General features: G+C 52.0%; 14 protein-coding genes. 9 read left to right on the top strand and 5 right to left on the bottom strand.

Features of this window, described 5'->3' with window-relative positions; all coding sequences use genetic code 11:
• The first annotated feature begins 3 nt into the window (after positions 1-3).
• The 7 genes from ACMAY6_RS01080 to ACMAY6_RS01050 all read left to right on the top strand — a co-directional run bounded on the left by ACMAY6_RS01080 (position 4) and on the right by ACMAY6_RS01050 (position 6,601).
• Positions 4-948, top strand: a complete 945-nt coding sequence (locus tag ACMAY6_RS01080; RefSeq protein WP_435213695.1) for a DUF58 domain-containing protein — start codon at positions 4-6, stop codon at positions 946-948.
• A 12-nt stretch (positions 949-960) separates the two neighbouring features.
• A complete protein-coding gene (locus tag ACMAY6_RS01075; protein ID WP_435213693.1) occupies positions 961-1,473 on the top strand; it encodes a DUF4381 domain-containing protein in 513 nt (170 codons plus the stop codon).
• Positions 1,460-2,485, top strand: a complete 1,026-nt coding sequence (locus ACMAY6_RS01070; RefSeq protein ID WP_435213691.1) for a vWA domain-containing protein — start codon at positions 1,460-1,462, stop codon at positions 2,483-2,485. The genes ACMAY6_RS01075 and ACMAY6_RS01070 overlap by 14 nt, the downstream gene beginning before the upstream one ends.
• Positions 2,485-4,146 carry a VWA domain-containing protein gene (locus tag ACMAY6_RS01065; protein ID WP_435213690.1) on the top strand — a complete coding sequence of 554 codons (1,662 nt, stop codon included), beginning with the start codon at positions 2,485-2,487 and terminating at the stop codon, positions 4,144-4,146. Before ACMAY6_RS01070 ends, ACMAY6_RS01065 begins: the two co-directional genes overlap by 1 nt.
• Entirely contained in the window at positions 4,143-5,261 is a 1,119-nt protein-coding gene (locus tag ACMAY6_RS01060; RefSeq protein WP_435213689.1) for a hypothetical protein, read from the top strand. The genes ACMAY6_RS01065 and ACMAY6_RS01060 overlap by 4 nt, the downstream gene beginning before the upstream one ends.
• A 270-nt stretch (positions 5,262-5,531) precedes the next feature.
• Entirely contained in the window at positions 5,532-6,047 is a 516-nt protein-coding gene (locus tag ACMAY6_RS01055) for a shikimate kinase (RefSeq protein WP_435213687.1), read from the top strand.
• A gap of 323 nt (positions 6,048-6,370) precedes the next feature.
• Entirely contained in the window at positions 6,371-6,601 is a 231-nt protein-coding gene (locus tag ACMAY6_RS01050) for a PA3496 family putative envelope integrity protein (RefSeq protein WP_435213685.1), read from the top strand.
• A gap of 105 nt (positions 6,602-6,706) precedes the next feature.
• Here ACMAY6_RS01050 and ACMAY6_RS01045 read toward each other — a convergent pair whose 3' ends face one another.
• Together ACMAY6_RS01045 and ACMAY6_RS01040 are read right to left on the bottom strand one after the other, a co-directional pair.
• Entirely contained in the window at positions 6,707-7,558 is an 852-nt protein-coding gene (locus ACMAY6_RS01045; RefSeq protein ID WP_435213684.1) for a shikimate kinase, read from the bottom strand.
• A gap of 9 nt (positions 7,559-7,567) precedes the next feature.
• Entirely contained in the window at positions 7,568-8,998 is a 1,431-nt protein-coding gene (locus ACMAY6_RS01040) for a glutamine synthetase family protein (protein WP_435213682.1), read from the bottom strand.
• Positions 8,999-9,113: 115 nt separating this feature from the next.
• Here ACMAY6_RS01040 and ACMAY6_RS01035 point away from each other — a divergent pair, with 115 nt between their 5' ends.
• Positions 9,114-10,409 (top strand): NAD(P)/FAD-dependent oxidoreductase, encoded by a 1,296-nt coding sequence (locus ACMAY6_RS01035; RefSeq protein ID WP_435213680.1) that lies wholly within the window; start codon positions 9,114-9,116, stop codon positions 10,407-10,409.
• Between the two features lie 166 nt (positions 10,410-10,575).
• Positions 10,576-10,869 carry a DUF3012 domain-containing protein gene (locus ACMAY6_RS01030; RefSeq protein WP_435213678.1) on the top strand — a complete coding sequence of 98 codons (294 nt, stop codon included), beginning with the start codon at positions 10,576-10,578 and terminating at the stop codon, positions 10,867-10,869.
• A 192-nt stretch (positions 10,870-11,061) separates the two neighbouring features.
• On the opposite strand, the gene kbl is transcribed toward ACMAY6_RS01030, so the two are convergent.
• From kbl to ACMAY6_RS01015, 3 genes are all read right to left on the bottom strand, one after another.
• Positions 11,062-12,255 (bottom strand): glycine C-acetyltransferase, encoded by a 1,194-nt coding sequence (gene kbl, locus ACMAY6_RS01025; protein ID WP_435213676.1) that lies wholly within the window; start codon positions 12,253-12,255, stop codon positions 11,062-11,064.
• A 1-nt stretch (position 12,256) separates the two neighbouring features.
• Positions 12,257-13,291, bottom strand: a complete 1,035-nt coding sequence (gene tdh / locus ACMAY6_RS01020) for an L-threonine 3-dehydrogenase (protein WP_435213674.1) — start codon at positions 13,289-13,291, stop codon at positions 12,257-12,259.
• Positions 13,292-13,629: 338 nt separating this feature from the next.
• On the bottom strand, positions 13,630-13,938 hold the full coding sequence (locus ACMAY6_RS01015) for a winged helix-turn-helix domain-containing protein (protein WP_435213672.1): 309 nt from the start codon (positions 13,936-13,938) through the stop codon (positions 13,630-13,632).
• Between the last annotated feature and the right edge of the window lie 2 nt (positions 13,939-13,940).

Raw genomic sequence — 13,940 nt, 5'->3', positions numbered from 1 at the left:
ATCATGAGTGCCACTGCCTATGTTGCGCTCAAAGACTTGGTACGACTTCGATACCGAGCTCAGGGCTTTAGCTACCGACCTGCTCAGCCCGTTAACTCGGTACTCGCTGGGCGCAAACGATCTCGACTGCGGGGGCGGGGGCTAGACTTTGATGAGCTCCGTCACTACAGACCCGGTGACGATGTGCGAAACATGGATTGGCGGGTAACTCATCGAACCCGAACTCCCTTTGTCAGGGTTTATACCGAAGAGCGAGACCGTCCCGTTTGGGTCGTTGTCGACCAGCGACTCGCAATGTTTTTTGGTAGTCGTCATCAAATGAAATCAGTGGGCGCGGCGCGAACCGCTGCACTCAGCGCTTGGCGAGTGATTGGCGTAGGCGACCGTATTGGTGCCCTGCTCTTCAACGATACGACGTCAAAGGTGTATCGCCCTAGCCGCTCACCCGGCGCGCTAATGAGCTGGCTCGCCACTTTGGTCAGCATGAATCACCAGTTAAGTGCGGACAGCAACGAGACATCAAGGTCTGATGCCTTGCCAGAGGCACTCAAAAAACTGAGTCGCTATCTGACCCACGACAGTTTGGTGATTATTATTTCAGACTTTGACGGCTGGGATGACAAAAGCCTGGCCGCCATCAAAGCCATGCGCCAAAGTAATGACGTGGTAGCTGCTCTGATTACAGATCCTCTTGAGCGAAGCTTGGCCAACGCTGATCAATTGGTAGTCAGCGACGGCGCTTTCCAAATTCAGGTAGAGAGCGGGAAAAAAGAGGCCGATATACGCTTCAGAGAAAAATTCGATGCCCATGTAAATAGCCTAGGGGAGACGCTCAAGCGCCATCAAATCCCTCTGATTTCGCTGACCACTGAATCAGACATCGCTAACCAGCTACTGCGCCAGTTGGGTGGGAGCCCTGCGGCGGCAACAACAGCTGCACGACAATGAGTCGTACTGACTATGCTTGAGGAAACCCTACCTCCACTACCGGCATTATTCGGCAACCCCATCCTTCGCGGTGAGCTCCATGAGATTGTCTCGCCGGAACCCATAGACTGGCTACCTCAAACACTGGGCTGGCAGATTTTAGCGCTGGTATTGGCCATTGGATTACTGCACCGGTCTTGGCGCCGACTCAGAGTCTGGCTGCGCAATCGCTATCGTAGAGAAGCTCAGCAGAGGCTGAGCCATCTAGGCCCATCTGCCGAAGCGTCGGCGATTAACGAGGTGCTTAAGTTGACGGCTATGACCGCGGCCTCTCGGCGGGAAGTAGCGGCTCTGACAGGAGTTAGCTGGTGTCATTGGCTAGAAACTCGAGCGACCACCAAAATTTTTTCTCAGGAGAGCCTGCTAATACTTGGCGAAGCAGTTTATAGCCCTCAAGGTTCAGTGACTCCGGTGCAGCGCAGTGCACTAGTCCGTGAGGCCCACCGTTGGATAGACCAGCATCGAGATGATCATGGGTTCCACTGAGGCTCTTCTCACACAATTTTTTTCGCAGTTAGACTGGGTCCACCCCTGGGCCTTTGTTCTGCTACCCCTGCCGATAGCCATGCGCCTAATGCCTGCTTATCGAGAGCGTCGAGATGCCGTTCGAGTGCCTTTTTTTGCTCGATTACTGGACGCCACCGAATCCCGACCCCAGCGGGGTGCCATGCTGCTTATCAGAAGGCGCGGACAAAAAGTTCTGATCACACTGATATGGCTGAGCTTAGTGCTTGCTGCCGCAAAACCACAGTGGTTAGGAGACCCGATTGAACAGCAAAAGGCCGGACGGGATTTAATGATCGCCGTTGACCTGTCGGGGTCCATGGAAACGGAAGACTTTAGTCAGCCCAACGGCGAGCCAACAGACCGATTAACTGCGGTTAAAGCGGTTTTACAACAGCTTGTCGATGAACGTGCGGGAGATCGTCTAGGTCTTATTGTCTTTGGCAATAGCGCTTATCTTCAATCTCCCTTCACGGAGGATCACCCCACTTGGCTGATGCTCTTAAATGAAACGCGAATCCGTATGGCCGGACCCAGTACAGCCTTGGGGGATGCAGTAGGACTGGCCATTAAACTGTTTAAAGATGCAGAGACCGAGCATCGAGTGCTGTTACTACTCACCGACGGTAATGATACTGGTAGTCTGGTTCCCCCTGTTGATGCCGCACGCGTTGCTGCCACTGAACGCATACGAATCTATCCGATTGCGGTCGGCGACCCTACAGCTAGCGGTGAAGAAGCCATTGATCTCGATACGCTGGCTCGAATGGCAGAGGTTACTGGAGGCCAATCCTTTGAGGCATTAAGCAGCGAAGATCTGGCCTCTGTTTTTAAATTGCTGGACACCCTTGAGCCCAATATCTTTGACAGCGTTAACTTTAGACCTCGCACCGACGTTCACTGGCTTCCGCTTGCAGCAGTGATAATGCTGTACGTACTGTTGCGATTTCTTGCTCGCCTCGGGGCACTGTATAGACCTGGGGCACCGCAATAATGGAGGTGATCACTCACTTCCACTTCTTGCGGCCTGAGTGGTTATTGCTGGCACCTGGCTTGCTCATTATTGAGCGACTGTTGCGATCTTCCCGGGCTAACTCCGATCGCTTCTCTGGCATTATAGATGCCGAACTGCTCCAACATCTTCGAGTACAGAAACCACCCATTGCCAGGTTTAACCCAACCTCGGTGCTGGTAGTCGTAGTTTTACTACTCACGTTAATCATGGCGGGCCCTAGTTGGCAGCAACAACCCTCTCCCCTCGCTGAAGACGCTGCGCCCCTAGTGGTTGTTCTCGACGTCTCTGAGTCGATGGCAACTACCGACGTTGCGCCCAGTAGACTTCTCCGTGGCATTCAAAAAATTCGTGACCTTCTAACGCTAGTTCCAGATAAGCGCGTAGGAGTAATCGCCTACGCAGGGAGTGCTCATACGGTCCTACCCTTGACCAGTGATCACGAAGTTACCAAAAATTTCTTAGCTGTAATGACCCCCGGCATAACTCCCCGAGCAGGGAAATATCCCGAATATGCGCTACCGGGTATCGACAGACTACTGGCACAAACCTATTACAGAAGCTCTGTTTTGCTGGTTACTGACGGTCTCGGCGCGGGGAGCTCTGAGCTGATACAAAGCTGGTGTCGGGACCGTGACTATCAATTGCTGATATACGGGTTTGGCGACCCATCACTGACACAAAGTACCGTTCCCTTGGAACGCGAGGCTTTATCGAATCTGGCCACCCGGTGTGGTGGCCAATATTTTGACGCGAGCATAGATCGTCGTGACGTTGCCGCCATTGCCGGAGCCATGACAGACGCCTATAAAATTATTGATGATGAGGCTTTACCTTGGCGGGACAATGGCTATCCCCTCGTTTTTCCCGTGTTAATTCTCGTCCTACTCTGGTTCCGGCGTGGTTGGACCCGGCTGTGGATTTGGCTGTTGGTGCCCTGCTTTATTACCCTTTCCAATGCGCCAATAGCGCAGCCCAACCTAGATGCGGAAGTGCCGACATCACTGAAAAACCAACCAATAATATCGAGGCACGGTGTACTACAGCCAGCCTTCGATGGATTTTTGTCACTGTGGTTAACCCCAGATCAGTATGGCCGTGTTCTGCTGCAACTTGGCTATTACCAAAAAGCCGCAGAAGTTTTTGAGAATCCGATCTGGCGTGCCACTGCCCGCTACTATCATCAGGACTTTGAGCAAGCCGCAACGCTATTTACCCGACAGGACAATGACGTCGCCCTTTTCAACGAAGCCAATGCCAGAGCTCACCGCAGAGACTATGTTGGCGCGAGAAATCGCTACGATGTGCTACTCGATCGCAATCCCGAATTTCCCGGTGCTCGTGCCAACCGAGAATTCATCCATGAGATTATCGAAACCAGTAATCGCCTGAGTGAATCGCAAACAAACGAAGCCGGTGTTGGTAGTGAAACACTCGACGAAGAAAAAGACCCTCAAATTAGTGAGGGCGCCGACACCCTGGTCAATGAAGTGGAGGAACGCACGCAATATAGCGCTGAAGCCATTCTCGCCAGCCCGGAGACCGCGGCCCTTTGGATGAAAAACGTACAACCCGATCCCGCCAACTTTTTGCGCAGCAAATTCAATAGTCAACTGCAGGAGCGAGGCGTCAGTGAACCATGATTCTGCTCTCTAAAAACTATTGCCGAGCGTCACCTCAATTCGAGCAAAAATTTCACTGCCGCAGCTTCTGGATCACCCGTTTTTCAAGGTCTGCTTTGCTACCACTGGCAATCTTACTGAGCCTATCGAGCTTTACCGCAGCCGATGATCAACTGGTGGAAATCACCACTCGCCTGATCCCTGCGGAAGGGGCTGTCCCTGGCCAGCGCATTAAGCTTGAGGTGGCAGTCGCCACGCCACGCTGGTTCACCGCCGGAACACGGATTAAGTTGCCTGAGGTCCCCAACTTGCTACTGCTGCAAAATCAAGATTTTGCAGCCAACTCGACCGAGCGGCGCGGTAGTGAAAGCTGGACGGTACAACGTTGGTTTATCGACGTGTTTTCGACCAAGCCGGGGACCGTCGTTATTCCGCCATTGAAAGTGAGCGTCTCCATTTCTAAAGCTACCAATGAGGCAATTGCCCGCACTCTAGAGACACAAGCCCTCACCATAACAACCAGCATTCCGCCAGCCCTTGAGGGTTTAGAACATTGGGTAGCAAGCCCCTCAGTGACATTAGTGCAGTCGATCGATGGATCGCTGGATACCTATTTGGGCGCAGCCATTAGTCGTCGCCTCACCATAAAAGCCAACGATGTCATGGCCATGCTCTTACCGCGAGCCACCCACCACAACGAACCGCTGCTCCAAATGTATCCCGAGCCCCCTGTTCTTCGAAACCGCTCTAATCGGGGGACGCTTTCAGCCACTCGCATCGACAGAACCAGTTGGATTGCGTCGGTCCCTGGGACCGTGGAAATTCCGGGAGCTGTTGTGAATTGGTGGGATACTGAGTCCCAAACGCTACAAATACTCAGAAGCGAACCGTTGAAAATTTCAATTAGTGGTGAACTGCCACCCGAGTCGGCAGCTACAGCCGAAACAGTCAAAGCTGTGCTAAGCGCCGCCGCAATTCTCTTAGCAGGGTTTTTTACTTGGCGACTTATAGTCTCTGAATGGTTTGGCGCATTGGGTAAAAGACTGGGGCTACTGCGTCAACCCTGGCAGCGCCTGTGGGCGGTGCTCAAAGGCAGTCCACTGCCTAATAGGCTCAACCCATGGCGCACCAGGTAAATCGCCTAAACTTTGCGATTACCGCAGTTTTCTGAGGCAACGTTTTAATCTGAAGCCTTTTTCATCAACAGGAAATGGCGCCTAGAAATCTTTACGCACTTGAGGAATAGCCGGAAAATTCGTGTTGAAAAAAACAAGTCGATTTCATTTTAACTGTAACCTTCTCAGTCCGTAGAATGATAAAGTTTTAAGGCGTGGGTGAAAATTTTTCCCACCAATGGCCGCTAAATTTGCAACGGCTTGGCTCACACAAAAGCACAGGAAGTCAGAATGTCCAGCGAGCAAGTCATAAGCCTCATAGGCTTTCCCGGTAGCGGAAAAAGCACTTTGGGTGTTTTGTTAGCCAAACGCCTCGGCACAGATTTTGTTGATACGGATATCCTTATACAGAACCAAGAGAAAGCAACCCTCGCAGAAATTATTGAGCGACGTGATCACGTTTATCTTCGGCAGCTAGAAGAGCAGGTGTTACTTGATATGCCGATTCATCCAAGTGTGATCTCTACTGGAGGCTCAGTAGTCTATAGCCCCAAGGTGATGGCCCGGCTTACATCCGCCTCCACCGTGGTCTACTTGAGCGCCAGTCTGGACACCGTCGAGTTTCGGATTTCTTTGGCCCCAGATCGAGGTATTGCCTCATCCAAAGAACAATCCCTCGCCGATATTTACCGAGAACGAGTGCCGCTCTACGAACGCTGGGCAGCGGTGACTATTTCTGTCGATGACGGCACCCCTGAAGCGCTAGTGGACCAGCTGATTAACGCATTGGACGCTGGCTCCCGCTGATTGGACACTCCCCTAGACGGCGGACACGTCCAAATTTTGAGGTCATACCTCGAAACCCATAGTTTGCCTTAGCGTTTGGTCTGGCACGGCTTTTGCTGATTCTTTAGGGCGGTCCGCCCCCGGCAGGAAGCCGGGTCTCCAAAAAGAGAAAAGGATTTCTCTAACCGTAACCGTGGTATTTCAGGCGGGCCGCCCTAGTTTTTTCAGTTATTTAGAGCAGCGCTTTAAGGCCAAAAAGATTCTTGCCTAGAGCGGTGTCGTTGAGGCCAACTACGCGTGTAAGAGTGCCTACGCATTGAGTTCTAAATCATCGGGAGGTGGTTATGGGTGAGCGTACAGCAACACATAGCGAGGATTCAGTCAGCTCAGAAGATTTTTTTGAGCCGTTAATGGGGGACTTAGACGACGAGATGCTTGATGCTATGGATGACTCCAGCATTGACATCTGTTCGCCCTCACTGGCAGAGAAGCGGCGCCGTGCAGAACAGCGCCTGGAGACACTGCGACTTCGAGAAGAATTGGGTGATTTCGATTTCGAGCTCTACGACGACTGAGCTTAGATAATACGATACTCGGTCCTTCCTCTACCGAATTGACATAGCCGATACTAGCCTCACTGGTACAGGGCGAGTCTGTCGAGGGCTACGGGCTCCTGGCAATTAGTCTGGTGCTTGTTGCGCTTGCGCGAGGTCGCGCTGCCACTCGAAGACATTGAGCTCAATAAACACGAAGGCAAACAGCCACAGCGCAGCATCCCAAAAATCTAGGAACTCACCTTCAAATCCCCAGTAAACCGCTGCAACCGCTAGCGTAGCGTACAACACAATTTTGACCCCATTAAATGGCCGCTGAAATTTTTGAGGCACCCCACCCCCCAGTTGCAAACGCACCTCGATTTCCAAGAGCACGACCACCAAAATCCAGGTAGCAGAGTTGATGACGTCAACAAGTCCAAGCTGATAAGCACTATTGAGAGCCATAGGTGTCGCAACAACCTGTTCCAACTCCGTTACAGCGACGATTTCAAAGCCGAGCGCAATACAGTTTTCAGCGTCCAGGGCGATGAACTTATCGAAATCGAGCAATATCGACCAGCCTTGGCCAACTAACTCACAGGCGGGCACCTGAAGAATCTCAGAGTGCCAGAACACCTGCCATTCCCCCACATAACCCCAAAATGCGGAAACGACGGCAAGACCACAGATTAAGCGGATACCGTGAATGACCCATTGGGTTTTACCCACCAAGCGATCATCTGGGATTACCGCAGTTTCAAGCTCAAACAGTAGCAGCAGCAGTACCCACGCTGCGGTATCTAGAGTCGCAGAAAACAGTTGGATTACTGTAAACAGATCCATGCCCGAGGGTGCTGCGTGAGCGGAAGACGCCATTTCTTCGTTGAGAAATAGCGCAATGTTTACAGATAGCAGTGCGTAAACAACATACTTCAGTGCTTTATAAGCACGAGCCAATGTTGCCGCCGATCCGCCCTCGCGCCGAGTGTTGACCATTGTTAGCGATTACACCTGCAATAACAGGTGTTCGCGCTCCCAGGAGCTGATTACTCGATTGAATTCCTCGAATTCGTCAAGCTTCACAGCAGCGTAAGCGCGCATGAATAGCTCGCCAATCATTTGCTGTAACTCGGGGGTATCGTTTAACTGGCGCACACCTTCCTCCAAAGTACGCGCCACCACCACGGCTTGCTCGTTCGCGGTGCCCTGGTGAGGCTCAGTCGGCTGGAGGCCTTGGCGCATACCCAGCAAACCACTCGCAAGCGTTGCCGTTATCGCAAGATAGGGATTGGCGTCGACCCCTGGAAAGCGATTTTCAATACGTAAGTTTTCTGGCGTGCTGTTAGGCACCCTAAAGGCCGTGGTGCGATTATCAAAACCCCAGCTTAAATTAATGGGGGCTGAGATATCAGGGGCTAAACGACGATAGGAGTTTACATTGGGGGCGTAGAAGCTAATCAGTTCGGGGGTATATCGCTGCAGCCCGCCCAAGTAATGCATCATGGCGGCTGTTGGCTTGCCGTCTTTACCCGCAAAAATATTACTGCCGTCCTCGAGGGATAAAATAGACTGGTGAATATGCAGCGCACTACCGGGCTCGCGCTGCATTGGCTTAGCCATGAAAGTTGCGTACATGTCGTGCTTTAAGGCCGTTTCCCGCACCGTGCGCTTGAAGGCAAATACCTGATCCGCCATAGCCAGCGGGTCACCATGACGGAAATTGATCTCCATCTGTGCGGCACCGTTTTCATGGATAAGGGTATCTACTGCCAGTGACTGCGCATCGGCATAGTCATACATGTCCTCGACGAAATCTTCAAACTCGGCAACGGCATCAATACTGTACGAGAGACGCGCCACTTCACGACGCCCTGAACGACCCTTGGGCGGCATGCATTCGTAATCGGGATCCGTGTTTTTGTGAACTAGGTAAAACTCCACCTCAGGGGCAATAACAGGCTTTAGCCCCGCCTCCTCATAGAGCCCTAGCACATAACGCAGCACGTTTCGTGACGACAGTGGATGGGGAGTACCGTCAGCCTTAAGGCAATCTGCAATAATTTGAGCGGTGGGCTCACGAGCCCAGGGAACGCGACGTAACGTCGAGGCATCGGGACTCAGCATCATGTCTGTATCAGTGGGTTCAACAAAATCCCAATGATCATCGGTGTACTCGCCGGTAACCGTCTGAACCAAGATAGATTCTGGGAGTTTCTGTTCCAATTGCTCAGTGAACTGGTGCGCCGGTATGAATTTCCCCCGGGCATTACCGGTGAGGTCAGGAACAATACACTCAACCTCCGAAATTTTATGCTCCTTGAGCCAAGCTGTAATAGTCGCCATTTCCTCTGGGGGTATCAGAAGAGACCCACTGGCGTTTTCAGGGCTATGTATGCGGGTTTCTGTACTGCTGTCGCCCGAGAGCTTGGAACTCATAAAATTTACCGAAAATGGAAGAGCTAGGAGTATGGGGGGCAAGCGCGTTGCTCGGCAAGGGTGTAAAATCACATCACGAGTTGCAACAACCTCAGGATATCCACAGCGAGTGCTTATGACTGCTAGTTCCGAACACGTCGATTCCTGGTATGCCGCTTCCGCATTACCTCATAAAACCTTTCCGGCGCTGTCAGGAGAGGTCGCGACTGATGTTTGTATTGTTGGCGGTGGTTATACCGGGCTTTCCACCGCCATCCACCTTCGCAAGCTGGGGTTTTCCGTCACCTTGTTAGAGGCCGAACGCGTAGGTTGGGGCGCATCGGGCCGCAATGGAGGACATGTCGGCACGGGCCAACGCGCTGATCAAGAAGACCTAGAGCAGTGGGTAGGTCTCGGGGCCGCCAAAGATTTATGGCGACTCGGTTTAGAAGCGGTGGACCTCGTCGTTAATTTAATTGACGAATTTAACATTGAATGCGAACTAGGCGTGGGCAATTTACATCTAGCAGCCAAACGGAAACACACTAAAGGGCTGCAGCAAGAGGTGGAGCACCTCAGTAAAGCCTACGGCTATGATCAGATGCGCTTCGTCGACGCGACTGAAACCGCCTGGATGACGACAGCTACTCACCAGCACGGAGCACTACTTGACCTAGGTGCTAGACACTTACACCCCCTTAAATATGCCTTTGGTCTCGCTAAAGCAGCTGATCTTCTGGGCACAGAGATTTTTGAGGATAGTCGAGTGCTCAGCTACGACGAGTCTAAAGATGGCCAAGTACAGGTGAAGACGGACAGCGGCTTGGTAAAAGCACGTTTTCTAGTTTTAGCCTGCAACGGTTATCTTGGGAATTTGGAGCCACGTATCGCGGGCAACATCATGCCGATCAATAATTTCATTTTAGCGACCGAGCCACTCTCTGAAGCGCAGCAGAAAGCGGTGTGCCGCGATAATTTTAGCCTGTCTGACAGCCTCTTCGTCATTAACTATTGGAAGCTGTCAGGTGATGGTCGCCTACTTTTTGGCGGCGGCGAAACCTACGGCGCCAAATTTCCAAAGAACATTGCGCGATTTGTGTGGCCCCACATGCTTAAAATCTACCCCAATCTTGCGGATGTAGCAGTTGAGCACGGCTGGGGCGGCACGCTAGGTATTACGATGAATCGCATGCCCGACTTTGGTCGCTTGGGTCGTCGAACCTTTTACGCACAAGGCTTTTCGGGTCACGGCGTTCCCACAGCCACGATGGCAGGCTACCTTTTAGCCGCAGCCATTTCAGGGGATACCGACGATTTCTCACGCATGGCCTCGGTGCCAACCCGACGTTTTCCAGGGGGCACCTTACTTCGGCGCCCGGGACAAGTAGCAGGCATGCTGTTTTATAGCCTGCTTGATCGGATCGGCGGCTGAGTGTGCTACGAGTTGAATTGATCGATGGCACGCCGGCGGCCTTCCAGGGGGCTTAGGGCTGCGAGGCTTGCTCCACTCGCAGCGGCCTTGTCGCCAAATGAACCTAACTCGCACGGTTTCCTAGGTTACGATTTGGGCCACCTTTTTTATTGAAATTGGAGGCAATATGACACCCATTCAAAAGCGTTCTGCGCTGGGCGCAATTTTACTAAGCGCGGGTCTGCTACTGACCGGCTGTGCCGACAAGCCTGGAAGTGCCGGCTGGTGTGAGACTCAAAAGGCGATTCCAAAAGGTGACTGGACTGGTGACGACCGTAAGAGTTACGCCAAGCACTGTCTCCTTGACGCCACAACCATAGGTAGTGAAAAGTGGTGTGAAAATCTTGATGAAAAACCCAAGCAAGATTGGACAACTGGGGAAGTCGCTGAATACGGCGAATACTGCGTCATAAAGCAGTAAAGACCCAGTCGTTGCCACGCGTCTCTTAAGGTTAGAGCCTCGGTCAGAGGTCGCTTATGCAGGTCTGCTCACGCAGACCTGCTATTGAATTAATTGCCGCGTCAAACGCGTTCCAAGCAAGGCAATTTTATCTCCGAGCTTTTTAAAGCACTCTCTTCAAAACCCGACACTCAAAGCGCTGCTATCAAAACTCTAAGCAACCAGCTCTTGCTGCGCCTGACTAAAGGCGGCAACGGCTTTGTCGAGGTTCTCCCGGGTATGTCCGGCTGAAATTTGCACTCGAATGCGCGCCTTGCCCTTGGGAACCACCGGATAAAAGAAGCCGACCGCATAGATGCCTAGCTCAAGCAGTCGTTGAGACATCTTTTGGGCCACGACCGCGTCTCCAAGCATTACTGGAACGATGGGATGATCGCCCTCGGGGACCGCAAAACCGTGGGCCTGCATTTGTGCTCGAAAATACTGGGTGTTGTCATGCAGCTGATCTCGCAGTTCGGTTGATGCCTCGAGCATATCTAAAACAGTGAGCGACGCTGCACAAATGGAGGGCGTTAAGGTGTTGGAAAATAGGTACGGACGCGAACGCTGCCGCAACAAGTCGATAATCTCCTGGCGCCCAGCCGTGTAGCCGCCCGAACCGCCGCCTAGGGCTTTGCCGAAAGTGCTGGTGGTAATATCAACTCGGTCCATGACATTGCAGTATTCATGGACGCCACGCCCTTGGGCTCCCATAAACCCCGTCGCATGACAGTCATCGTGATGCACCATGGCATCGTATTTATCTGCGAGGTCACAAATAATATCGAGCTGGGCAATGGTACCGTCCATGGAAAACACACCATCCGTAGTAATCAGTATGCGCCGAGCTCCAGCCTCTTTAGCGGCCCGTAACTGCAGCTCGAGATCCCCCATATCATTATTTTTGTAACGGTATCGAGCTGCTTTACACAACCGGATCCCGTCGATAATCGAGGCATGATTCAATTCGTCAGAAATGACGGCATCCTCTGGCCCCAATATTGTCTCGTACAAACCTGCGTTGGCATCGAAGCACGCTGCGTACAAAATGGTGTCTTCCATACCTAAAAAACGGCTCACCCGTTGCTCCAGCGTTTTGTGAATTTCTTGCGTCCCGCAGATAAACCGCACTGATGCGGCACCAAAACCCCACTGCTGCAAACTGTCACTAGCTGCCTGCTTTACCTTGGGATGATTGGCTAGCCCTAAATAGTTATTGGCACACATGTTCACAACATTGGCGCCATCCTCGAGGGTAATGTCATTTTTTTGATCTGACGCAATAACGCGTTCAGTTTTCCAAAGACCCGCTGATTTAATGTCAGCGATTTCTTCCACAAAACTGTGCTGAGCAGCGCGGAAACTCATATCAGTCCTTCCAGTTCAGTATGATTTTTCCAGATTGGCCCGACCGCATAATGTCGAAGCCTTCCTGAAACTCAGTGTAGTGTAGTCGGTGAGTAATGATGCGCTCTACGGGCAAACCACTCTGCACCATCATGACCATTTTGTACCAGGTCTCATACATTTCCCGGCCATAAATACCCTTGATATTAAGGCCCTTGAAGACCACATCCGTCCACGAAATGCCAGTGTCATCAGGCATTATGCCGAGCATGGCGATACTGCCACCGTTAATCATTTTGCTCAGGATATCCTGAAAGGCCGCGGGTGAACCTGACATTTCCAAACAAACGTCGAACCCCTCGAGTATGCCCAGGCTCTCCATAAAACTGCTGGTGATTTCTTGTTTTGAAACGTTGATTGGCTGAACTTTGGGCACAATCCGTTTCGCCAGATCCAGTCGATATTCATTGACGTCGGTTAGTATGACGTTACGTGCACCGCAGTGCCCTGCAACCATAGCCGCCATGATGCCAATGGGCCCAGCCCCGGTGATAATGACATCCTCTCCCACCATATTGAACGACAGCGCGGTATGAACGGCATTGCCGTAAGGATCAAAAATACTCAGGAGATCAGTGGGTATGTAGACATTGGGGCGAAATACGTTGGTGGCGGGTATGGCGAGGTACTCCGCAAAAGCCCCGTCACGATTGACACCGACACCGAGTGTATTGGGGCATAGATGCAGGCGTCCGGCCAGACAGTTTCGACATCGCCCGCAGACTACATGCCCCTCTCCGGACACAATATCGCCGATTTGCAAGCCTGTGACGTTACTGCCCAGCTCCACAATTTCCCCGGCAAATTCATGACCGCTGACCATGGGCACCGGTATCGTTTTTTGGGCCCATTCATCCCAGTTGTAAATGTGGACGTCGGTACCACAAATCGCGGTTTTATGAACTTTGATCAAAACATCATTGCCACCAATGGTGGGAATGGGCACGTCCTCTAACCAAAGACCTTCTTCTGCGTGTTTTTTTACTAATGCTTTCATAGGATTAGGGCTCCCTGAAACCTTTAGGATACGCACTTTGTATGGCGATGGGGTGAGGTTGGATTACCGGAGTTGGTGATTAATTACACACCGGTAAGCTTCAGGAAAGGGTGGCTCCTTTGCCCATGACCAGAGAATTGTGAGCAGCCGCCTACAAGAAAGATGGTGAAGTGAGACAAGACACTCAGCTAGATGCGGTATGTTAGCTCATGGTTGAGGGCCTATTTACTGACCCTAAAAAAACTTTTTTGCAGCCTGTTGGCTGGGCCTGTCGTTGATTTGGGCCAATTTCTGCACCCTGGCGGTCGCTGAATACCCTCATCAGCCCGTCCTCTGATTCAAATTTCTACCAACAATTGGCGCATTTTTTCCAAGTACGCGTGCCACGCAGCACGGCCCGTATCGGTCAACGCGTAAATCGTTTGGGGCTTTCGGTCGTTATAGCCTTTGGTAACCGCTAAGTATCCGGCGTCCTCCAATTTTCGCAAGTGCACAGACATGTTGCCATCGCTAGTGTTGACCGCCTTCTTTATTGCCGTAAAGTCGGCCTCACCCGCACCCGCGATGTAGGCCATAGCGGCCAGCCTCACCCTTCCGTGAATAAGGTCATTAATATCCTCGGCTGCCAAACTTGAAGAGTCATTCATAA

The organism is Luminiphilus sp. nBUS_16 (assembly GCF_051201645.1).
Lineage (GTDB): Bacteria > Pseudomonadota > Gammaproteobacteria > Pseudomonadales > Halieaceae > Luminiphilus.
Note: the sequence above shows the minus strand (reverse complement) of the source record. Positions and strands in the feature narration are given on the sequence as shown.